This window comes from Paenibacillus sp. FSL R5-0490 (genome assembly GCF_001956215.1).
Classification (GTDB): Bacteria; Bacillota; Bacilli; order Bacillales; family Cytobacillaceae; genus Cytobacillus.
Window position 1 is genome coordinate 18,733 of the sequence record NZ_MRTQ01000034.1, and the last position, 23,325, is coordinate 42,057.

23 protein-coding genes and 1 riboswitch are annotated in these 23,325 nt (G+C 39.7%); of the genes, 20 read left to right on the forward strand and 3 right to left on the reverse strand.

The window, feature by feature from the left end:
• Positions 1–3: 3 nt before the first annotated feature.
• The 4 genes from ribH to dapF all read left to right on the forward strand — a co-directional run bounded on the left by ribH (position 4) and on the right by dapF (position 4,631).
• Entirely contained in the window at positions 4–480 is a 477-nt protein-coding gene (ribH, locus tag BK139_RS21415; protein WP_076262849.1) for a 6,7-dimethyl-8-ribityllumazine synthase, read from the forward strand.
• 228 nt (positions 481–708) lie between these two features.
• A complete protein-coding gene (locus BK139_RS21420; protein WP_076262851.1) occupies positions 709–2,007 on the forward strand; it encodes an NCS2 family permease in 1,299 nt (432 codons plus the stop codon).
• Positions 2,008–2,276: 269 nt separating this feature from the next.
• The gene (locus tag BK139_RS21425) at positions 2,277–3,521 is read left to right on the forward strand and encodes an EAL and HDOD domain-containing protein (RefSeq protein WP_076262853.1); all 1,245 of its coding nucleotides are present in this window, start codon (positions 2,277–2,279) and stop codon (positions 3,519–3,521) included.
• A 126-nt stretch (positions 3,522–3,647) separates the two neighbouring features.
• Positions 3,648–4,631 (forward strand): diaminopimelate epimerase, encoded by a 984-nt coding sequence (gene dapF / locus BK139_RS21430; RefSeq protein ID WP_076262854.1) that lies wholly within the window; start codon positions 3,648–3,650, stop codon positions 4,629–4,631.
• Between the two features lie 16 nt (positions 4,632–4,647).
• On the opposite strand, the gene BK139_RS21435 is transcribed toward dapF, so the two are convergent.
• Positions 4,648–6,486 (reverse strand): DNA ligase D, encoded by a 1,839-nt coding sequence (locus BK139_RS21435; protein ID WP_076262855.1) that lies wholly within the window; start codon positions 6,484–6,486, stop codon positions 4,648–4,650.
• A gap of 142 nt (positions 6,487–6,628) precedes the next feature.
• On the opposite strand from BK139_RS21435, the gene ku reads away from it, so the two are divergent.
• From ku to BK139_RS21500, 13 genes are all read left to right on the forward strand, one after another.
• A complete protein-coding gene (gene ku / locus BK139_RS21440) occupies positions 6,629–7,483 on the forward strand; it encodes a non-homologous end joining protein Ku (RefSeq protein WP_076262857.1) in 855 nt (284 codons plus the stop codon).
• 141 nt (positions 7,484–7,624) lie between these two features.
• A complete protein-coding gene (locus BK139_RS21445) occupies positions 7,625–8,284 on the forward strand; it encodes a phosphatase PAP2 family protein (protein ID WP_076262858.1) in 660 nt (219 codons plus the stop codon).
• A gap of 65 nt (positions 8,285–8,349) precedes the next feature.
• Entirely contained in the window at positions 8,350–8,895 is a 546-nt protein-coding gene (locus tag BK139_RS21450; RefSeq protein WP_076262859.1) for a glycerol-3-phosphate responsive antiterminator, read from the forward strand.
• A gap of 174 nt (positions 8,896–9,069) precedes the next feature.
• Positions 9,070–9,894 carry an MIP/aquaporin family protein gene (locus tag BK139_RS21455; protein ID WP_076262860.1) on the forward strand — a complete coding sequence of 275 codons (825 nt, stop codon included), beginning with the start codon at positions 9,070–9,072 and terminating at the stop codon, positions 9,892–9,894.
• A gap of 35 nt (positions 9,895–9,929) precedes the next feature.
• A complete protein-coding gene (gene glpK, locus BK139_RS21460) occupies positions 9,930–11,420 on the forward strand; it encodes a glycerol kinase GlpK (protein ID WP_076262864.1) in 1,491 nt (496 codons plus the stop codon).
• A gap of 258 nt (positions 11,421–11,678) precedes the next feature.
• On the forward strand, positions 11,679–13,343 hold the full coding sequence (locus tag BK139_RS21465; protein ID WP_076262873.1) for a glycerol-3-phosphate dehydrogenase/oxidase: 1,665 nt from the start codon (positions 11,679–11,681) through the stop codon (positions 13,341–13,343).
• 96 nt (positions 13,344–13,439) lie between these two features.
• A complete protein-coding gene (locus BK139_RS21470; protein WP_076262874.1) occupies positions 13,440–14,399 on the forward strand; it encodes a nucleoside hydrolase in 960 nt (319 codons plus the stop codon).
• Between the two features lie 170 nt (positions 14,400–14,569).
• Positions 14,570–15,058, forward strand: a complete 489-nt coding sequence (locus tag BK139_RS21475) for a hypothetical protein (RefSeq protein WP_076262876.1) — start codon at positions 14,570–14,572, stop codon at positions 15,056–15,058.
• Between the two features lie 569 nt (positions 15,059–15,627).
• Positions 15,628–15,710: riboswitch (ZMP/ZTP riboswitch) on the forward strand.
• An 84-nt stretch (positions 15,711–15,794) separates the two neighbouring features.
• Positions 15,795–16,676, forward strand: a complete 882-nt coding sequence (locus BK139_RS21480; protein ID WP_076262880.1) for a bifunctional 5,10-methylenetetrahydrofolate dehydrogenase/5,10-methenyltetrahydrofolate cyclohydrolase — start codon at positions 15,795–15,797, stop codon at positions 16,674–16,676.
• A 213-nt stretch (positions 16,677–16,889) separates the two neighbouring features.
• Positions 16,890–17,090, forward strand: a complete 201-nt coding sequence (locus BK139_RS21485; protein WP_076262882.1) for a cold-shock protein — start codon at positions 16,890–16,892, stop codon at positions 17,088–17,090.
• 296 nt (positions 17,091–17,386) lie between these two features.
• Complete coding sequence (gene cshA, locus BK139_RS21490; RefSeq protein ID WP_076262885.1) at positions 17,387–18,841, forward strand: degradosome RNA helicase CshA; 1,455 nt, start codon at positions 17,387–17,389, stop codon at positions 18,839–18,841.
• Positions 18,842–18,979: 138 nt separating this feature from the next.
• Entirely contained in the window at positions 18,980–19,180 is a 201-nt protein-coding gene (locus BK139_RS21495) for a cold-shock protein (RefSeq protein WP_009332506.1), read from the forward strand.
• A gap of 77 nt (positions 19,181–19,257) precedes the next feature.
• Positions 19,258–19,764, forward strand: coding sequence for a metallophosphoesterase family protein (locus BK139_RS21500; RefSeq protein WP_076262887.1), 507 nt, complete (start codon positions 19,258–19,260; stop codon positions 19,762–19,764).
• A 7-nt stretch (positions 19,765–19,771) separates the two neighbouring features.
• Here BK139_RS21500 and BK139_RS21505 read toward each other — a convergent pair whose 3' ends face one another.
• A complete protein-coding gene (locus BK139_RS21505) occupies positions 19,772–20,617 on the reverse strand; it encodes a GNAT family N-acetyltransferase (protein WP_076262889.1) in 846 nt (281 codons plus the stop codon).
• Positions 20,618–20,773: 156 nt separating this feature from the next.
• Here BK139_RS21505 and BK139_RS21510 point away from each other — a divergent pair, with 156 nt between their 5' ends.
• Positions 20,774–21,166: a cytosolic protein gene (locus tag BK139_RS21510; RefSeq protein WP_076262891.1), complete on the forward strand. Its 393-nt coding sequence runs from the start codon at positions 20,774–20,776 to the stop codon at positions 21,164–21,166.
• Positions 21,167–21,196: 30 nt separating this feature from the next.
• On the opposite strand, the gene BK139_RS21515 is transcribed toward BK139_RS21510, so the two are convergent.
• On the reverse strand, positions 21,197–21,490 hold the full coding sequence (locus BK139_RS21515; RefSeq protein ID WP_076262893.1) for a DUF6509 family protein: 294 nt from the start codon (positions 21,488–21,490) through the stop codon (positions 21,197–21,199).
• A gap of 275 nt (positions 21,491–21,765) precedes the next feature.
• On the opposite strand from BK139_RS21515, the gene BK139_RS21520 reads away from it, so the two are divergent.
• On the forward strand, positions 21,766–21,975 hold the full coding sequence (locus BK139_RS21520; protein ID WP_076262895.1) for a cold-shock protein: 210 nt from the start codon (positions 21,766–21,768) through the stop codon (positions 21,973–21,975).
• Positions 21,976–22,191: 216 nt separating this feature from the next.
• Positions 22,192–23,022, forward strand: coding sequence for a hypothetical protein (locus BK139_RS21525; RefSeq protein WP_076262898.1), 831 nt, complete (start codon positions 22,192–22,194; stop codon positions 23,020–23,022).
• The last annotated feature ends 303 nt before the right edge of the window (positions 23,023–23,325 follow it).

Consider the following 23,325-nt stretch of genomic DNA (forward strand, 5'->3'; position numbering starts at 1 on the left):
GAGATGAAAAAGGTAATCGAAGGACATTTAGTAGGAACAGGATTAAAAATGGCAATTGTCGTGTCGCGTTTTAATGAATTCATTACGGGCAAGCTTTTAAGCGGAGCGGAAGATGCACTTAAGCGCCATGGAGTGAGTGAAGAAGACGTGACAGTAGTATGGGTTCCTGGAGCATTCGAAATCCCGCTTGCAGCTAAAAAGCTATCCCAATCCGGAAAATATGATGCAGTTATTACACTTGGCACAGTAATCCGCGGAGCTACTCCACATTTTGATTATGTCAGCGGCGAAGTGGCAAAAGGAGTATCAGCGACAGCATTGCAGAGCGGTGTCCCTGTTATTTTCGGAGTTCTGACAACTGACACGATTGAACAGGCTATTGAGCGTGCTGGCACTAAAGCAGGAAACAAAGGATGGGAAGCAGCTGTTGGAGCTATTGAAATGGGCAATCTGTATAGACAGTTAACAGATGGTGAATAAAGGTTTCATATCTTATTAAGTATGGTTGTTGGAAAGATAGGGAGCGGCATATCAAATCGGCGTGAGAATTCACGCTGATTTTTTTAAAAATAAATATGAGCAGACGTCTGACCTTTCTATTGGCAGAATGAATTTTTTTTGATAAAATACTGCTTGTGGCTCACCCGTGTTTATATCTGCGGGGAGAGCGGGTAGGGAGAGGGCTAATTGAATAGATAGGTAGTATTTATGAATAAGTGGTTTAACCGGCTTTTTCAGCTGAATTCAAATGGAACAACTGTTAAAAGGGAGGTTATGGCTGGGGCAATCGGCTTTTTTACGATTGTTTATATTATTGCAGTTAACTCTCTAATTCTCTCTGAAGCAGGAATACCTTTGGAAGCAGCTATTTTTGCAACCATTATAACATCGGTTGTCGGCTGTTTGATTATGGGGTTTTGGGCAAATGTACCGATCCTCCTTGTGCCTGGAATGGGAATCAATGCTTTATTCTCCTATACTATGGTCCAGTCCATGGGCTTATCCTGGCAGGAAGCATTGGCTGTAGTATTCATATCCGGTCTGATCTTTGTTTTCGTGGCTTTTTCGCGATTTGCACAGACATTAAGTGAATCGATTCCAAATTCACTGAAAGAAGCGATCACAGTGGGACTGGGGCTTTTCCTGATGCTGATTGGACTTGAAAAAGGCGGTATCGTTGAAAAAGGGACGAACTCCATTATTGCTTTAGGTGAGCTTGGCGACCCGCAAGTGCTTGCAACCATCTTAACGTTCCTGCTGGCCATCATTTTATTCATGCGGAACGTACCTGGCAACTTTTTAATTACTGTTGTGGCAGGAACACTGATCGCATGGGCTTTTGGGCTGATAGATGTGCAGAAGACTGATGAAAAGTCGTTCGCACTCTCTGATTATATGGAAGTATTTGGGGCAATGTCATTTGATAACTTGCTTTCCGTCACTTTTTGGATTGCCATTTTTTCTTTGACAATGGTTCTGGTTTTTGAAAATATCGGATTAGTCCATGGTCATGTTGGTTTTATTAACAGGCCGGAACAGTTTAAGCGTGCTTTTCAGGCAAATTCTGTTTCAGCATTATTGTCCGGTATTTTTGGGACAAGCCCGACTGTTGCAACGGTTGAAAGTGCAGCAAGTATGGCTGCCGGGGGACGTACAGGATTGACAGCAGTTACAACCGGGATGCTGTTTGTGCTATCCGCATTCTTTATTCCTGTTATTAAGTTGATCCCCAACAGCGCGATTGCCCCTATTCTGATCATTATTGGCGGACTGATGCTTCAAAACATCCGCAATCTTGATTTAAAGGATATGAGCGAAAGCTTTCCGGCTATCTTTATCATTGCCATGATTCCGTTCACTTACAGTATTGCGGACGGCATTGCCATTGGATTTATTCTTTATCCAATCTTAAAGATTTCGATAGGCAAAGCAAAGGAAGTTTCATTTGCTTTATATGTAATAGCTGCTTTGTTTTTATTCAACTTTGTTTTTCATGTGATTAGTTAATATAGATAATGGGATGCCTTTATATGGGGCATCCTTTTTCTTTTTGTGGAAAACTGTTTTTCGCAAGGTTTGCTGCTTTATGTATATTCTTTGCTGAGTTGATTGGGGCGGAAATAAACGGACAACATTAATAGAAAAATACACTGCGAAAAAAGGAAAATTCTAAATAAAATAAAAAAATTCTATATATTCAACAAGTTTCGACACGCGTAATAACTAACCTGAGTTAGAATAGGTCTATAGTAATAGGCGTTTTCGGAGGTATGTCAATGGAAGTGTTTGTAGCAAGACAGCCGATTTTTAACTCTAAGGAAGAAGTGTTCGCTTATGAACTTCTCTATAGAAATAATCAGGTAAATGCATTCCCTGATATAGACGAAGATCAGGCTACGGCTGAGGTTATTATTAATAGTTTTTTAAATATCGGTATTGATCAGCTATCTGATGGAAAACCGTGCTTTATAAATTTCACGGAAAAATTGCTGAAGCTCAGGGTGCCTGCTTATTTCAGGCCTCGTGAAATTGTTGTCGAAATCCTTGAAACGGTGGAACCGAGCGCAGATCTTGTCAGGATATGCAGGGATTTAAAGGAGCTTGGCTATCAGATAGCATTGGATGATTATGTATTCAATCTAACCAATCCATTTGCAAGACAATTGCTGAAATATGCAGACATCATTAAGGTGGATTTTCTTAACACCCCAAAGGATATGCGGGAAAAAATAGAAATGCTTGTTAACCAGCTTAAAATAAAAACAGTGGCTGAAAAGGTTGAGACCAGAGAGGAATACGAGGAAGCCAAAAGCAAGGGATATGATTATTTTCAGGGTTACTTTTTTGCGAAGCCTGTTATTATGTCTACACATGATGTACCGGCATATTTTCAATCCTATTATGAGATGATTCAAAACCTGTCAAAAGAGGAGCCAAGTCTTGACCGCATAACCGAGTTAATAGAACGTGACATATCACTTTCTTATAAATTGCTGAGACTGATAAACTCACCGGCTTATCGTCCTAAGCAAAAGATAAATTCAATCCGGCAGGCCATCGTTCTCCTGGGTCTGATAGAACTTGAAAAATGGATCTATGTACTGGCAGTAAGGGAAAATATCGTTAAAAATTCTCAGATGGCTGAAGAGACCATCAGGTTATCAATGACTCGCGCGAAAATGTGTGAGGAAATTGGCAGACTTCAAACGGGAAAAAGCGTTTCGTCAAGCTATTTTATGACAGGAATGTTTTCATTAATGGATTCATTGCTTAATATCCCGATGAAGCAAATTCTTGATGAGCTTCCCCTGCAGGATAATATTTGTGAAGCCCTCCGCGGAGAAAATAATAATCTTAAAGAGATACTAGATCTTGCTGTTGCAGTAGAGAAAGCACAATGGAGCAGCATCAGTGAAATGTGCGAGAAGCTGAATGTTGATGAAAAAACTATTTTTAGGATCTATGCAGAAGCATTAGCCTGGTCCAATCAGCTGCTGAACCCTGAAAAGATCACAAACTAAGGCCGCAAGGTTTGTAGAACTATATTCTCCGAGTCTATATAATATAGAAAACAATTATTGAATAATAAAAGCTTTTATGGCACTCTTATCTATAAGTTGAGTTACTAATGGTCTGGAGGTATTACATTGAACATTGAATTATTGAAATGTCATGGATCAGGAAATGATTTCTTTATTATAGATGAGATTTCCAATACGTATCATTTTACAGAAAATAATCGCGCTGAGCTTGCGAGAGCCATATGCGACCGCAGCACTGAGCTGGGCTCCGATGGAATTCTTTTCGTATTAAAAAGCGAAAAAGCAGATGCCAGGATGCGTGTTTTTAATCCGGATGGATCTGAAGCCTCAATGTGCGGAAATGGATTGAGATGCGTTGCCCGTTATGTTTGTGAACTTCTTGGGCTGAAAGAAGCTATCATAGAGACCATGAAAGCTGATTTACAGGTGAAAAAGCAAGAAGACATCTTTGAGGACATTCCAACATACCTGGTTGAGATTTCACCTGTTTCATTTGACCTGAAGGATCTTCCTTTAGTTCTCGATAAAGATACTGTCATTAATGAAAAAGTCAGCGGAATATCAGAGGATTTGGATTTCACAGCCTTAGCAGTCCCTAATCCCCATTTTATTTCGATTGTGGAGAAGGAGCAAATAGCATCTGATCTGCAAAAAGATATCAGCGAATATTTGAACGGGCCGAATGAGTTTTTTCCTGATGGGGTAAATGTCAGCTTTGTGAAGCCATTAAAACAAGGGCAGATTTATGTACGAACATTTGAACGGGGAGTCGGGTTTACCAATGCCTGCGGTACGGCCATGTCCGCCTCGACACTTGTCACTTGCATGAATGGGCTGAATAAAATCGAAGAGCCTGTAGAGGTATATAATAATGGCGGAAAGGTGCGCTGTGTAGTCCATGAAGAGAACGGCAGGCAATCTATTGACTTAATTGGAAATGCCAGCTATGTTTACCGCTGTGAAGCAGATATCAACATGGAAAACCCTGCAGAGTTTTCACTTTCCCCTAAAGAGGAATATACTGGAGAAATTAAGCAGTATGCTAAACTTCAGGAATATGCTCAGGCAGTACTTAATGAATGGTTGTAGGATAAGGCATGGGGCCTTATCCTTTTTTATTGTTCTGCTTTAAGAAGTCCAGCACTGGTGAAAAAGGCTGAATTTCCTTTGTTTGAAAATACGTGTTAAAAGGATCGCCATCGCTGTTGATTCTTTTGATCATATTGGTTATTTGAAATCTTTCCATGGACAGCTTTTCGCCAACTTCCTCCCAAAACAGCGGAGCGGCAACCGTAGCCGCTTCATTTCCTCTTGGTGAATAGGGGGCTATGATCGTCTTTCCTTCTGCATGCTGGATATAATCTACATAAAGCCGCCCGCCCCGGTTTTTCTTTAATCTTTCAATTGTAAAGGAATCCGGGTCTTTGTTTAGGAGATACTGGGCAATGAATTCTGTGAACAGCCGTGTATCATCAAAGGTATAAGTATTTTCCGGCAAAGGAATATAAACCTGCAATCCTTTATTGCCTGATGTTTTAACGAAGCTAATTAATTTCAGCTGATCAAGCACCTCTTTAATGTAAACAGCGGCTTTAATGGCCAGGGGAAAAGCGTCCCGGGAAGGCGGATCCAGATCAAAAACGATTTCACTTGGTCCGGAGCTTTCCAGCGTTTTGAACGGTATATGAAATTCAAAAGCAAGCTGGTTGCCAAGCCACAACAGTGTTTTTAAATGATTGCAGACTATATAATCAATACCTTCTGACATTTCGGTTTCTACAAAGCCTGGTGCGTATTCCGGGCAATTTTTCTGGTAGAAGGGTTCGCCAAAAATCCCATGGGGGTAGCGGATAACGGTTAAAAGCCTGTTTTTTAAAAAAGGCAGCATATAAGGTGCAATTTCTCTTAAAAAATGAATGTAATCAATCTTTTGAATAGCCGGCGTTTTCCATAATGGTTTTTCCGGATGCGTGATTTCTATCTCGGGAGGCAGGTTTTTCTGCTGCTGTAAAAATTGATCATATGTGCAGGCATCAGGCTTCAAATCGAAACGAAACTGGTGAAAGTGCGGCTCCCGCATCTGCTCTTCATAGATCTCGAGATATTTAACATCCACACAGATCGCAGGTTCTACATATATGAATTGGCTGTTCTCGTCTGCTTTATTTTCTTTGATTATTTGAAATAAGGCTTGTTTTTCGTCCGGCTTCAAGCCAAAAAGAAACTGCCCGATTGTAATCACAGAATCTCCCTGGTAGACACCGGCATAAAAGTAGCCATTTGATTTTTCATAAGCAGTGATAAAGCAGGAAACGTATTTCCAGTTCTTAAATTTCAGCCATAAAGAGGATCTCTTTCCTTCTTCCCATTTATTCTTCTTCTGCTTTGCCACAATTCCTTCACCGTCATGAAGAACGATTTTTTCCCAAAGTTCGTTAAAACTTCGGTATGGAGGGATTAATTGTATCAGTCTGGAATCCTTCTCATCCGGTTTTAAAGGTAAATTACAATCTTTAAATAAGGCTTCAAGCTCTGCTTTTCTGGCGAAGTACTCTTTATTGGCAATTTTTCTGCCATTTATTATCAAAATGTCAAAAATAAGAAGACGGCAGGGAGCTGTTCTTGCTTTCTCAAGAATCTTTTTTTCAGATCTCATTCTGCCCCTGACCTGAATGGATCCAAAATGAGCTTTATAGGCATTCTCCAGCAAGACTAATTCTCCATCTAATATAAGTGGAAGGTATGGTTCGAATTTATCTTTGTGCTGTTCCAGGAAAGCTTTAATTTCCGGGAAAAGATTTAATAAAGGTTTATCGTTCCTGCTTGTCAGCGCAGGTTCCTTGTCCCAGTGCAAGATCGCTCTAAATCCATCATACTTTGCTTCAAACAGCCATTCCTTCTCATCCGGAACATCGAAAGTTAATGTAGGAAGCATAGGTCTCATTCATTTGGCCTCCTTTGCAATCGTCATTATAGTTTTGTCATTTGCCGCTAAAACTACTCAGTTTCCAATTCTTTTAGCGTATTTCCGATTTTGTTAATACACAAATTAGGAGTAATACATTAAAAAGAATGGGAGTCTGACTATGCATACGATGTGGAAAGGAAGCATCAGTTTTGGGCTGGTGAATATACCAATTAAGCTGCATTCGGCTACAGAAGATAAGGATATTAAGCTGAGAAATCTTCATAAGGAATGTCATTCGCCAATTAAGTATGAGAAAACATGTCCTGTTTGTGAAAAGGAAATTAAGAACGAGGATATTGTAAAAGCTTATGAATACACAAAAGGAAAGTTTGTCGTTTTAGAGGATGAGGATTTAGAAAAGCTTAAACAGGAAAATGAGGATAAAGCTGTCGAAATTATGGACTTTGTAAATATACAGGAGATTGATCCTATTTATTATAATCGTACGTATTATATGTCTCCTGGGGACGGTGGAGGAAAGGCATATTCTCTTTTGAGAAAAGCGCTTGAGACTTCTGAAAAAGTCGGTTTGGCAAAAATCATTATCCGTTCCAAGGAACAGCTGGCTGTGGTCCGTGTATATGAAAACACGCTTGTTATGGAAACGATCCATTACCCGGATGAAGTACGGAAGGCTGCTGATGTGCCAAATGTGCCTGCAGAAGACAAAGTGACAGAGAAGGAAATCGATACTGCCATCATGCTGATTGATCAATTAACCACGGAATTCAAGCCTGAGAAATATAATGATGACTACCGTACTGCCCTTTTGGAGCTTATTGAAGCAAAACGGACGGGCAAAGATATCGTCACCCCTGTTGAAAAAGAGCCTGCCGCAAATGTCACCGATCTTATGGCTGCACTGCAGGCATCCATTGATAAAACGAAGCCTGGTGATGCTGAAACAAAGAAAAAGCCTGCAGCTAAAAAGAAACGTGCTTCAACAAAAACAAAGGCTAAAAAGCAAGCTTGATGAACTGAAACCGGATTTGCAGATGCAAACCCGGTTTTTTACTGGAAAGCTGCAAATGCAGAAAATTTAATAAAACCTTCAAAAATATGTTCCTCTTATAGGAATCAGTGGTAATTCTATAAGAAAAAGGATTTGTTGAAAATGAAATTGAAGAATTTAACATTAGTAAATATCTTTTACCTAGCTTTGGCGGCAGCAGTTTTCGGCGGATTTATGCTGTTATTTATTGAAATAGTCGACGAATTAAAGGAAAATGAGCTAATTCGTTTCGACGAGTCTGTGATCCATTATATACAGGCATTTATTTCTCCCCGGCTCACAGAGTATATGAGTGTAATTACTTTTTTAGGGTCCGTAAAGTGGCTGGCTATTTCTGTAACTTTGGCCGCTGTACTATTGTGCCTGTTTAAAAAGAGATCACTTGCTTCGTTCATGGTTCTTTCATCGGGTTTCGGAGCACTATTCAACCTGCTGCTGAAGTGGATCTTTAAAAGAGAACGTCCGGATATCAGACCTCTGATCGAAGAGCAGGGGTTCAGTTTTCCGAGCGGACATTCAATGGGATCTTTTATTTTTTATGGCTCACTTGCCTATATGATCATCCATCTGGCAAAACGAAAGCGCTGGAAGGCTGCATGGACAGTGATGCTGGGATGCTTTATCATCATGATAGGATTAAGCCGCATTTATTTAGGTGTTCATTTTCCAAGTGATGTAATAGCTGGTTTTGCAGCCGGAGGTGTCTGGCTGACCATCATGATTATTGCATTCCGCTATTATGAGTACCGCAAAAATATATAATAGGTATTGAGAAATACGCACATTCTTAATAACATAGGGAAATAACCGAAACAGGAGTGGAAAGAATGAATCAAAAAATTTTGCCCGCATCATCCAATATGAAAGAATTTGAAAAGTTCCTAAAAAGTCCCTTTGAAATTGGTGTGTTTCTCGATATGCATATTTCACAGCTGAAACATGTTTCGCAGATGGCAAAGGTACATAACAAAAAAATGATTTATCATGTTGATCTGATTCATGGCTTAAAAAGCGACGACTATGCCGTTGAATATATTTGCCAGGAATACAAGCCATACGGGTTAATTTCTACAAAATCCAGCGTCATCCTGAAAGCAAAGCAAAAGGGTGTGATTGCTGTCCAGAGGATTTTCCTCATCGATTCGCACGCACTCGAAAAGAGTTATAAATTAGTCGAGAAAACCCGTCCGAACTATATAGAAGTTTTGCCTGGAGCCATGCCATGGATGATCAAAGAAGTGAATGAGCGTTTGAATACCCCTATTTTTGCAGGAGGCCTCATCCGTTCAGAAGAAGAGGTGAGGAATGCGCTTGATGCGGGAGCGGTTGCCATTACAACTTCAAAAATTGAATTATGGGAAAAGTTTTCATGAAGAAGTTCATGTATCGTTTGACAACGTTTTCATAGATTTGTATACTGGGAGTAACAAGTTAATTTATGTGTCGGAGATTAGGAGATTCACACAGTTTAGCCTTTTTAGGCTTAATCTGTCGTGGGTCTCCTTTTTTGTTTTCCGATCAGCCAAAAATGGAAAGGGGATTATCGGATGTCTGCTTTTATGGGAGAAATGATTGGAACAATGATCTTGATTGTTTTTGGAGGAGGCGTTGTTGCCGGGGCGAACTTAAAAAAGACTTTCTCTTTTAATGGAGGGTGGATTGTTATCACGATTGCCTGGGGACTTGCTGTAACCATGGGGGTTTTTGCTGTAGGATCGATTAGCGGAGCACACTTAAATCCTGCTGTAACCATTGGATTTGCGCTTAGCGGTGATTTCCCGTGGCAGGACGTACCCGGGTATATTCTGGCTCAGATCCTGGGCGGGTTCCTTGGAGGGGTGATTGTATTCCTTCACTATCTGCCGCATTGGAAGGAAACAGAAGACCAGGGGGCAAAGCTTGCTGTTTTCTCAACAAGTCCTGCCATTCCACATACTTTTTCAAATTTATTGAGTGAAATAATCGGGACGTTCATTCTTGTATTGGGTTTGATGTTTATAGGAGCAAATCAATTTACTGAAGGGTTAAATCCGATTGCTGTTGGCCTTCTCATTGTTGTGATCGGCATGTCGCTTGGAGGGACAACCGGCTATGCAATTAATCCGGCCCGTGATTTGGGGCCGCGCATTGCCCATTTTCTTCTTCCCATTGCAGGCAAAGGGAAATCGAACTGGGGATATGCATGGATCCCGGTAGCCGGGCCAATCCTTGGGGGATTAATGGGATCAGCGTTCTATCAGGTGATGTTCGATGGCAAGGCTTCAGGTATGTTATGGGGAGTGCTGGGTGTTAATATAATAGTATTAATTCTTTCGTATATTTTTGGCAGAAAACAGCAGGGAGAAGTTGATTCTTCTAAAGTGGCTGCATAAATAAGAGTATTGAACGAGATTAGGAGGAGTATATTATGGAAAAATATATTTTATCATTAGATCAGGGAACTACAAGTTCACGAGCCATTCTTTTTAATAAAAAAGGAGAAATTGTGCACACGGCACAAAAAGAGTTCACACAGCATTTTCCAAAGCCTGGCTGGGTTGAACATAATGCTAATGAAATATGGGGTTCAATTTTATCGGTGATTGCAGGGGTTTTTTCAGAATCCGGCATAAAGCCTGAGCAAATTGCGGGCATTGGCATTACAAATCAGAGGGAGACAACTGTTGTTTGGGATAAAGAAACCGGGACCCCGATTTACAATGCGATTGTATGGCAGTCAAGGCAGACCAGCGAAATTTGTGATGACTTGAAAAAGAAAGGCTATAACGGCCTGTTCAGAGAAAAAACCGGCCTATTAATTGATGCATATTTCTCAGGAACAAAGGTTAAGTGGATATTGGATCATGTGGAAGGGGCTAGGGAAAAGGCGGAACAGGGAAAATTATTGTTTGGAACCATTGATACATGGCTTATCTGGAAGCTATCAGGAGGGAAAGCGCATGTGACCGATTACTCCAACGCCTCCCGCACATTAATGTTTAATATCCATGAACTTAAGTGGGATGAAGAGCTCCTGAATATTCTTGAAGTCCCGAAAGCGATGCTGCCTGAAGTGAAGCCATCTTCCGAGGTGTATGCTAAGACCATTGACTATCACTTTTTCGGAAAGGAAGTACCGATCGCCGGTGCGGCGGGGGATCAGCAGGCTGCGCTGTTTGGACAAGCATGCTTCGAGAAAGGAATGGCTAAAAACACTTACGGCACAGGCTGTTTCATGCTTATGAATACAGGTGAAAAAGCAGTGCAGTCTGAACATGGACTTCTAACAACCATTGCCTGGGGACTTGAGGGGAAAATTGAATATGCATTGGAGGGCAGCATTTTTGTTGCGGGCTCTGCTATTCAATGGCTCCGAGATGGGTTGAGAATGCTTAAAGATGCAAAGGACAGTGAAAGCTACGCCAAAAAAGTGGACTCGACAGATGGAGTTTATGTAGTTCCGGCCTTTGTTGGCCTTGGGACGCCATATTGGGATAGTGATGTAAGGGGAGCAGTTTTTGGAGTCACACGTGGGACGTCCAAAGAACATTTTATTCGTGCAACACTTGAGGCACTGGCTTATCAGACAAAAGATGTCCTCTCTGCGATGGAAGCTGACTCTGGCATTGAACTTAAAACACTTAGAGTGGATGGAGGTGCCGTGAGAAATAATTTCCTGATGGAGTTCCAGTCAGATATTCTGGACGTTCCCGTAGAAAGGCCGGTAATCAATGAAACTACTGCACTGGGGGCAGCTTACCTTGCGGGATTGGCTGTCGGGTTCTGGGAATCACAGGAGGAAATTGCTGAGCAGTGGGCAATTGATGAATCTTATCATCCTTCAATGGAAGAGAAAGTCCGTGAAGATCTTTATCAAGGCTGGAAAAAAGCTGTAAACGCAGCTATTGCATTTAAATAATCTGAAGTAAGTTTTCTGCACAAATCATATCCTATATGTTATAATAAACTTAAGTTAATAGTTCGGCAGGAGATGCGGAGAGACCACAAAATCATTATCGTCTTATCGATAATGTATTTTGTGGTCTCTTTTTATGTCTAGCTACAGCGCCTACCCCCTCGAGGTGTCGGGGGTGGGCAAGGCGCTTACGCTTTTCTAATTCCCTGCTTTAAAAGGGCAGTTACAACTACTAGCCTTTTCAATAAGGAGGAGACAGCAATGACATTTTCTAATTTAAATCGTACTGACATGTTAAATACACTTACAGCGGAAGAATTTGATGTTCTGATTATTGGCGGCGGCATAACGGGAGCAGGAATTGCTCTGGACGCGGCAACACGGGGAATGAAAACAGCGCTCGTTGAAATGCAGGATTTTGCAGCGGGAACCTCCAGCCGTTCAACCAAACTGGTTCACGGAGGATTAAGATATCTTAAGCAATTTGAAGTTAAAATGGTAGCCGAAGTCGGAAAGGAGCGGGCGATTGTATATGAAAATGGGCCCCATGTGACTACGCCGGAGTGGATGCTGCTTCCAATGCATAAAGGAGGCACGTTTGGAAAATTCTCAACTTCAATCGGCCTTAGAGTATACGATTTTCTCGCAGGCGTCAGAAAGTCTGAACGAAGAAATATGCTCAGTGTCCGGGAAACACTGTCAAAAGAGCCTCTTATAAAGAAGGATGGACTAAAGGGCGGCGGCTATTATGTGGAATACCGCACAGATGATGCCCGTCTTACAATAGAGGTAATGAAAGCTGCAGCAGATAAAGGCGCTCTTCCAGTTAACTATTTGAAGGTCGAAAATCTTTTATATGATGAACAAGGTAAAGTATGCGGAGCTGCTGCTGCAGATCAGCTGACAGACAAGGTTCATGAAATCAGAGCGAAAAAAATCATTAACGCTGCTGGTCCCTGGGTTGATTCTATCCGTGAGAAAGACGGTTCCAGGAAAGGAAAGACCCTGCGTCTGACTAAAGGTGTTCATTTGGTAATCGACCAATCCAAGTTCCCATTGAAACAGGCTGTATACTTTGATACTCCTGATAAAAGAATGGTATTTGCCATACCGCGAGACGGAAAAACATATGTGGGGACAACGGATACTTTCTTTGATTCAGATCCTGTAAATCCTAAAATGACTGCAAATGACAGAACCTACATTATTAACGCTATTAACTTTATGTTCCCTTCTGTGAAAATAGCGGAGAATGATATTGAATCAAGCTGGGCTGGTGTTCGTCCGCTTATTTGGGAAGAAGGAAAAGACCCTTCCGAAATATCACGCAAGGATGAAATTTGGGAGTCGGATACTGGTTTACTGACAATTGCCGGCGGGAAACTGACCGGGTACCGGAAAATGGCCGAAACCATTGTTGATTTGCTTGCTGAAAAATTTAAACAGGATTCGAATAGGACATTTAGCAGCAGTATCACAAAAACACTGCCCATTTCTGGAGGGAATGTAGGGGGATCAACCAAGTTCCAGGAATTTATTATGTTCCAGATTGATAAAGGAACTAGTATTGGTCTATCAGCTGAACAGTCTAATCACCTCGTTAAAATGTATGGTTCTAACGTTGGCATCATTTTTAATATGATTGAAGCGGACAGCGGTGAAGCTGAGAATTATGGCCTGCCGATTGTGTTGTGGGCAAAGCTGAAATATGCCATTGAATATGAAATGGCTGCCACTCCTGTTGACTTTTTTAACCGCAGAACAGGAGCGCTTCTATTTGATATTGAAACGGTAAGAAATTATCAAAGGCAAGTAATTTCATTTATGGCAGATACATTTAAATGGGACCAGGCTGCAGAAAGTAATTTTGAGAATCAGCTGAACCAGGAACTAAGCTTTGCGATAAAGCCTGCTGATCAGGACTAAAGCTCTCCATTCGGGGAGTTTTTTTAGTAGGAGAATATAAACAATAGGGACATTCCACAGGCATACTATAGTATAAATAGGTAGCGGAGGTGGGTTATGTATAATGTTCTCATGTTTGTTGACTCAGGGGTTGATGATTCACTTGCCCTAATGTATGCCCTTCAGCATCCTGAGATTAATTTAGTTGGTGTTGTCAGCGCTTATGGCAACATAACCAAAGAAGAATCCATTAATAATACTGCCTATTTACTGAAGCTTGCCGGCAGAGAGGACATTCCCATTATAGCAGGGGCAAGCGGTCCATTATCCGGTGAGGCTGCTGTCTTTTATCCTGAAATTCATGGAGAGGAAGGCTTGGGGCCCATTCAGCCTCCGGAGGATTTTAGCAGCAAAATAAAGGTATATGATATAGACAAAATTATTGAAATTGTAAATCAATACAAAAATAACCTTGTGATCGTTGGTGTCGGGAGGCAGACTGATTTGGCATTGCCGCTCATTCTTTATGGAAAGGATGCATATCAAGATGTGAATGCATTTTATTTAATGGGAGGTGCGTTTCTGGTTCCGGGAAATGTAACGCCAGAGGCAGAAGCCAACTTTTATGCTGACCCCATCGCAGCGGATTCAGTGCTGGAAAAAGCAAAAAACATTTATATATTTCCTCTGAATGTAACAAATAAAGCGATTATCCGTCCTGAGACGATTAATTTTATCGCAAATAATACCCAGTCACCTTTTAAAGATTTAATCAAACCTGCTTATGATTATTATTACGAAGCTTACCAAAAGCTTGTTCCGGGAATTCAGGGTGCACCTCTCCATGATGTTCTTGTTTTAAGTGTTCTTACAAATCCAGATCTCGTCAAATATGTTAAACGAAGAGTGAGAATTGAACAGTTTGGAAAGGCCAAAGGAAAAAGCATAGCAGATTTTAGGCCTAAGCCGGAAGAGGAACCGCAGGAGACACTTGACAATATTGCGATGGAACTTGATATGGAACGGTTTGTCATTGATTTTATGGAGGTTTTCCTATCTCAGAAAAATCAGAAATAGCTTTTGACACATTGTGTTAAAAGCTTTTTTATTTGGGTTGAAGGGGAATGGGAAGTTCACATAGAATGTATTAACATGGAAGACCTTTGCGGTGAGTGGAAGATTCTTTCGAAATAATTAAAATGGCAAACTTGCGTCTCATTAATCAAAATCAAATGGAGGCTTTCGAATTGCTGAAAAATAAAAAGTTAAACATGACTCTTTCAATTCTCGGAATGGTCATAGCCATTGCCCTGGCATACAGTGTGCTTGTCTTTTTAAATAAGGATGATTCTAAGATGCAAAAGACCTCGGCAAATACGGAGGTAACCGCACAGGGATTAATGTACGATAATTTAGGAGACTTTATTGCTTCCAATCATACTTTTTATAATGAAACACTTGGCTGGGGCAGAGACCGTAAAGTCAACTGGTCTAAGCAAAGAGAGCAGGCTGATTTAATCGTCAACTCGCTTAAAAAAATATCAGCGGAGAATAAAAATCTTCAGACAGACCTTGGCACAATAAGAAGTCTGGCAGAAACTGTGCAGTCAGGCACCAAAGAAAAAGACGTATTAATCAAACTGCACCGGTATTTTCATGATCTGGATATAGGCTTTAATGACTATAAAGATACAACCGATTATTTTGATGTAACCGAGTACAAGGGAGAAAGCTAACCTAAGGGTGACAAGATTTTTTCTTGACAGATAACAGCATATAAGATATTATAGTGATTGAAGTATTTGAGGTATATTTTGAAGTCGTTAATTCACTTGGAATGTTCGGCATCCGAACCTTCTTTTTAGTGGAACTGCGGCTTTTTATTATGTTTTATGCTCTTTAGGATTTTGAAAGAGTAAGTATGTGTTTGTAATTAAGAATAATTTGTGTGGACAGCTTAACGCTGAATGTTCTTCTTAATCATCTTCTGTAAACCAGACACTTCTCCGTATTTTTACTTCAGTAAGTTTCTTACCATTTAATATTAAAATCTCAGAGAGCATCTAAGTCGGAAAGGATTCCGACCAACCTGATTCCCACTGGCGCGGTCTAGGAGCCGTAAGGATGGAAGAGAGGAAGGGCTTTCATTGTTTTAGGTAATAATTAATTAACTCAAATATATCACTTATAAGGACAGTATATGCTGTCCTTTTTTATTTACTTTAAAAAAACACGAACATTTTAATAAATTTCAGTTTAATTATTTGTGTTTTTGTGCTATTATCTACTCATTAGAATAGCTTTTCAAAATCGCAGTGACTGACGACAATGCGGAATCAACCGCTGGGGAGCTGCGTCTATGTATAGCCGGTCGTCTGGGCAGAGATAAGGGATACCCTTGTCTCTTTTTTTCATAACAAAATGGAAAAGCCCGCAAGCCGAATAGGTGCTTTTCCTATAGGAGGAATATGCATGGCGGAAAAAAAGATTATTCTTGATGGAATTGTTGTGGCAAAACATGTGAAAGACCAATTAAAGAATCGAATTGAAGAATTAAAGGTAAAGGGTGTTGAGCCTTGTTTAGCTACTATTTTAGTGGGAGATGATCCTTCGTCTGAAACGTATGTAAGAATGAAGGGAAATGCATGTGAAAAACTGGGGATCTTATCAAAACGTATCCATATGCCAAAGGATACAACAACAGTAGAACTGCTGGAGAAAATTGCAGAACTGAATGATGATCTTTCTGTACATGGAATCCTTCTTCAGCATCCCGTACCTGGACATATAGATGAACGCAAAGCTTTTGAAGCCATTGCAATTGAAAAAGACGTTGATGGTGTTACAAGCCTCGGATATGGTCAAACTGCTTTCGGCTATGGTGAATATCCTTCCTGTACACCTGCAGCTATTTTGGAAATTATGGATTTTTATAAATTGAATGCTGAAGGTATGCATGCTGTTGTCATCGGCAGAAGCCCAATCCTTGGCAAGCCGGTTTCTGCCCTTTTACTCAATCGAAATGCAACGGTCACAACCTGCCATTCATATACCCAAGATCTGCCCCGAATTGTAAAGCAGGCTGATATTGTAGTTGCAGCTGTAGGAAAACCTAACTTTGTTAAGGGTGAATGGATTAAAGAAGGGGCTATTGTTCTTGATGCCGGATATAATGAAGGAAATATTGGAGATGCAGAGTATGGCAGCTGTTTCGAAAAAGCGTTTGCTATTACACCTGTACCTGGTGGAGTAGGACCTGTTACGATTTCCATGCTTTTGAAACATACAGTTCTGGCTACGGAAAAGACGCTAACTAATAAGAAAATCATAAATAGTCAATTTATCCCTAATTAAAAATTGACCTCCAAAAGGATTGACTTATAGATGGGTGTCGTTTATTATTAAGTTAACGCTGTAAAGTTCGTAATATACTTTTTGGATAAGTAGACGTAGCTGCAAAGAAATGTAGGCGATCGTTCATCCTCATTTCTGGCAGCTGCGGCTTTTTTATGTTTAAGTTTATATGGTACATTATAGTGAAAAACAACTTATTGGGAGGCAACACAAATGAACACAGGTAAAGTTAAATGGTTTAATGCAGAAAAAGGTTTCGGATTCATCGAATCTTCAGAAGGTCAAGATGTATTCGTACACTTCTCTGCTATCCAAACTGAAGGTTTCAAAACTTTAGAAGAAGGTCAAGACGTTAATTTCGAAATCGTTGAAGGTAACCGTGGACCTCAAGCTGCTAACGTAACAAAAGCATAATTTTGCTTAAATGAGGTGATGCATGTCTAATCATGCATCACCTTTTTATGTTTGCTTATCCACTTTGTAGCCTTCAGCATTCCTCAAAACAGATCTTCTGAAACACCTGCTTTTAGGATATGTATTTTTCATTTCACCCAATTAAAATTCTTCACTTACAAAAAGTTTAAAATTATTGCAAACGGAAATGTAAAAAAGAGATGCAAACTGGAAAGCCTAGTAAAGTGTCATTGTCTTTATACAAAAAAGTCTTTCAGAACCTAATAACATATATAATTCAAGGAGGAACACATATTTTGACAACTTTTTCAGATTTTGGATTAAGTAATGAAATAGTAAAAGCTCTTTCCAATATGGGCTTCGAGGAACCAACACCAATTCAGGCACAGGCGATTCCAATCGGAATGCAGGGGAAGGATATGATTGGCCAGGCGCAGACTGGAACAGGAAAAACTACTGCTTTCGGTGTACCGCTTTTAGAGCAGATTGATTTAAATGAAGGTATTCAAGGTCTTGTCCTTGCGCCAACACGGGAGCTTGCTGTACAGGTGGCAGAAGAATTAAACCGGATAGGACAGGTAAAAGGAGTCCGGACGCTTCCTGTTTACGGCGGTCAGGATATTAACCGCCAAATCCGTGCGCTTAAAAAACACCCTCATATCATTGCTGCTACACCAGGCAGATTAATTGATCATATTGAAAGAAAAACAATCCGCTTAAGCAATATCAAGATGGTTGTATTGGATGAAGCGGATGAAATGCTCAATATGGGATTCATCGAGGATATCGAAAGAATCCTGAGTGAAATTAAAGGTGAGCGCCAAACCCTTCTTTTCTCGGCAACAATGCCAAGAAGAATTCAGTCACTTGCTGAAAAATTCATGCAGGAGCCTGAAATGGTAAAAGTGAAAGCAAAAGAAATGACTGTTAAAAATATTGAACAGTATTATATGGAAGTGCATGAAAAACAAAAATTTGATGTGCTTTGCAATCTTCTGGATATTCAATCACCTGAGCTGGCGATTGTATTTGGCAGAACGAAAAAGCGTGTAGATGAAGTGGTGGAAGGACTCATTAAGAGAGGATATTCGGCTGAAGGAATTCATGGCGATATTCCACAGGCGAAAAGAGATCAGGTAATCCGCCGATTTAAAGAACAGACAATTGATATCATGGTTGCCACTGACGTTGCTGCCCGTGGCCTTGATATTTCAGGCGTCTCCCATGTTTATAACTTCGATATCCCGCAGGATCCTGAAAGCTATGTTCACCGGATTGGACGTACAGGCCGTGCTGGAAACAAGGGGCTTGCGATTACATTCGTTTCTCCAAGAGAAATTGACCACCTGAAAATAATTGAAAATGTTACAAAGAGCAAAATGGCGAAAAAGCCAGTTCCTTCCTTTAAGGATGTTGTTGCAGGCAATCAGCAGGCGACAATTAATAAACTTATGGAAGTTATTGAAAAAGAAGAACACGCAGACTTCAAGAGAGTGGCGGAAAATCTTCTTGAAGATACAGATTCTGTTACTTTGCTTGCTGCAGCCTTTAAATTGCTGACTAAAGGTCCTGATGTCACACCGGTTAAATTAACTGCGGTTGAACCTGTCCGTGCCAGAAAACCAAAAGGTGATCGCGGAGGAAGAAGATTCAGCGACAGATCCAGAGGCGGCGGACGCGATAGAAGAGATTTTAAAGGCGGTCGCGACAGACGCAGCAGTAAGCCACGCAGCAATAGCAATAAGGGATAATGCGGCTGAATAGCGGAAAAAAAGATTTTTTTTACTGCTTTTTGAATATTTTATTATAAAAACTGAAGATTTTACCCATATTAGTAAATGCAGGGTAATAATCACTCTGTGAGTTATTGATATTAGGAGGAAATTTACATGGCAACAGGTAAAGTAAAATGGTTTAACTCAGAAAAAGGTTTTGGTTTTATCGAAGTTGAAGGCGGAGAAGATGTATTTGTTCATTACTCTGCAATCCAGACAGAAGGTTTCAAAACCCTTGATGAAGGCCAGGAAGTTAACTTTGACATAGAGCAGGGCCAGCGTGGACCGCAAGCTGTAAATGTAACAAAGTTATAATGATTGAAAAGAGAGTCCCTAGATGGGGGCTCTCTTTTCATTTTGGGGTAAATAAGGTACAACAGTAAGAGAAAGGGATGATAGTGATTAGAATCCTCATTTTATCCGATACCCATATGCCAAAGAAATCAAAACAGCTGCCAGGAGTATTGCTGAATGAAATGAACGGCTGTGACTTAATTATTCATGCAGGGGATTGGCAGAGCATCGAACTTTATGAGAAATTACTGAAACACGCGCCGGTTGAGGGGGTATATGGAAATACTGACAATGATGAACTGCGCGCTATTTTGAAGGAAAAAATTCTGCTTGAAAAAAAGGGTTTTAAAATAGGTGTTGTCCATGGTCATGGAAAGGGGAAAACAACTGAAAAAAGAAGTATTGAGGCTTTCAATGATGAAGAAGTTGATGCTATTATTTTCGGGCATTCGCATATCCCGGTCAAGAAATGTCATAATGGGATTATTCTCTTTAACCCCGGGTCTCCAACGGACAAGCGCAGGCAGCCGAACTATTCGTTCGGCATCCTGGAAATTACAGATGAGTTAATATTCAATCATGTTTTTTTCGATTCAAAGGAATAAATCCTCATTAAATCTTAAGTGCAGCAAGGTCAATTTCATAATAATCCTGTGTGCCGTATGGTTCGAAGCCGCATGATTTGTATAATGAGAGAGCATGGTCATTTTCTGCAGCGACTTCAAGATGCACCCAGCTGATTCCCTTGCTGTGCTGATGGTTAACAGCATTAGTAAGGGCACTCCTGCCGATTCCTTTTCCCTGGAATAGAGGATCGACAGCAAAGCCGTAAATCCAGGCAGCATCTTCTTCTATTTGAATCCTGATTTTGCCGGACTTTACACCTTTATATTCAATTATTAATGTCTTTTCATTTTCGCTGCCCAAGATATTATTATTAAACGCCTCTGCCTCTTCTTTTGGAACATCGAAGCATACTATATCCAGATGATTAATGAAATTCAGGTCACTGCTCACTGCTTTCCTCATAGTGACTTCCTGGTTTATGGATCCGATCTCCGCGCTTTTATGGCGTTTCATTTGATACTCGGAGAAAGAATAGTTGCAAGTTAATGACTTTATAAAACCTTTCGCGGATTCAGAAGAGGCTGGTGTATTAATAAGCAATTTGCTTGCCTGGGTCAATTGTTTTACCGCTTCATTGAACAAACTGCAGAAGATGCCCTTGCGTCTATGATCCGGATGGACCATTCCGCATAATTCCACCGGGCCTCCGAAACTATAAAGAGCAAGGTACCCCAATAATTTTCCGCCTTTATCATAATGGAAAAAATCATGTTTCTCATCTGCAGGTCTTGATTTCAATGTATCCCAATTCAATTTTAATTTGATATTCTCTGTCTCTTCGCATATTTGCTGGAGAGATCGAATATCGTCTAATTGTTTTTTTGTCAGCAATCAGGCGGCCTCCTGTATAAAAAATGGATAAACCAATAATATAAGAAAATGGATTAAACGAATAGTCCTAAAATTGAAAACATACGAATGCTGATTGAATTTATATTAATAAATATAGCAATATGTTAGGATTGTATGGATTAAGGGGGAGATTGAATGGAAAATTTCACAGTAAAGTTCCATAAGGAAGACAATATACAGCAGATGGTTGTTCAGAAGCTGAATGAAAATGACTTTGAGCAATATACAGAAGGCGGAACAAGGCATTTATTTGAATTGAACTCAAATGTTGGCTATTTTATATTTTTTGATGCTCTCGATAAGGACGGCAAAGAATCTTATATGGTTCTCCAATATGAAGGGGAATCGGAAGAGCCCAGTGCATGCTTTGCTTTTGAATTAAAAGATTTTTATCAATTCACTGCTCTTTATCTGAATGACCTTGATTTTAATGAAGGAAATGATGTGGACAGGGAAGAGGCATATACACCTATACAGCATTTAGCGCATTTAATGTATCACATTATTGAAGAGGGAAAGGGAATTTAAATAAAGTAAAAGAGCAGGGGAAACCTGCTCTTATTCTTCTGCCTGGGAAAGGTTGTCCCGGCAGAAAACTGAAACTGTTTTCTCTTCATCTTCATCTAAAGCGAAATCCAAAACCGTTCCAGAAGCTCCTTCAACAAAATGATAATTAAGAATCCTCTCGTCTTCTCCATTTTTAAAATAAAGCACTCTTAGCTTAATGCCATTTTCTGAATATAATTCATCTTCTTCATCCACATCAATATCTAAAAAGAATTCGTAGCGGTCACCTGTTAAAATGCCAGTAGGATCCTGTATGTACTCAACAGTATAACTTGTAATGTTCATGGACTTCACCCTTTCTATCGCTGCTGTACAAGTCATTATACACTTTTCCCGGATTGGGTTAATAGTATTTATCGATTTTTTGAAGATTTTCAATGATTACAGCTGCAGGTTTAGAACTTTTTGACAGAAGCTTTTAAATATGTTATACTAAATTTAGTTAAAAGAATATAATATTGCCCATAACACTTGTTATATAGAGCCAGTGGTTCGTCACTTTATATAGCAAGTGATTTTTATTTTGGGTAAGGGTCTTACTCTTTGGGAGGTGCCGTTAAATGGCGATGGGATTTGGCAGAAAAAACATGGAAGAAATCAAGGTTGAAGAAGTGAAAATTTGGGAGTGTACATCTGAGGCCTGCAATTGCTGGATAAGGGACAATTTCAAAAGCAGCCAGGTACCTCTTTGTCCGATTTGCAAAAGTGAAATGAAAGAAACGACTAAAGAATTGCAAGTCGTTAACAATAACAGCATATTTTCTAAATAAGTGCAGGGGCGATCTTAATCGCCCTTTTATTTTTGCATAATAAATTATGAGAAAGTCTCGACTAAAATACTTTCTCTGTTTTATATTTGTTCCGCAGACGGCGCTTGTATTTCGGATATCGCGTTTTTTATGAACAATTTTCTCGTTCCGGGAAGAAGTATATGTTTGTCCGGGATGAACAAAATAATGGAAACGAGCTAAACTGGATGTGGAAGAATGTCAAATTTGCTTTGGTTTCTTGGATTAGTGCTCATAAGCATAGGTCTTATTTATATAGCTTATAAAAAAACTGACTTTCGTTTTAATCTGGCGGTTTATTTCTTCGCCATGGGACTTTCTTTTTTAATGGAATATATCGTCTTAATTTTATTTGATGCTTACTCCTATTATCCGAATTTCTTTTCAATCCACTTGTATGATGATGTTTTTGGGTCCAGTATTTCACAGGCATTTTTTATTCCTAGTGTATTGATGGCGATAGCCGCTTTTAGAATCCGCTTTAAGTGGATAATTTTGATAATAGCCTGCATTTATGGAATAGAAGAGCTATTTCTTTGGCTTGGCATATATGAACATAACTGGTGGAAATCCTGGTTTACTCCTGCAATATTGTTTGCGTCTGTATTTGTTATAAAATGGTGGAGGAATAAAGTCGAAGACCCATCTTTTTTCATTCAATTTATAACTGTGTATATGGCTATCACCACAATCTTTCAAGGAATCTCTTTTGGTTTAACGGCTATCGCAGGATCTCATCAATATAAAATCGGCTGGTTTGAGTCTCCTTATAAGGACCATGTAGCTTTCAGTGTGCTAATCTGGATTATTTATGCAATGCTGCTGACCGTTGTTATAATAAAATATTATCGATTCAGATGGCTAACTTTATTATTTTTTGCGGATTTTGCATTTCATATCATTATGGTAAGGATGGACATTTTAGAAATAAGCTCTTATTGGAATCCTATTTTCTTTAGTGTGATACTTATACTATTGCTAATGTTAATCAGGAAATTAAATAATTATATGTTCCCGTCATGCAATTAACTCATGTCATTCATGAGGGCTTTCTGAGAATTAAAGAAAAAGCAAATGGAATAATATACCACGAATAATCCGTTGACCTGAAACATAGACAATGCTATTATTTAAGAACAGCTTTCACAAAACATCTTACAAAAAATAAATTTTTAAAGTTTGTTGACACGGAAGACTGTAAATGGTATTATAATAAAGTTGCTTTAAGAGATAGCAGCTGAACAGATTGATCTTTGAAAACTGAACGAACAATACGTCAACGTTTAAATCATTAGTCTTTTTTGAAAAGACAACTCGAGCTTAATCAACTCT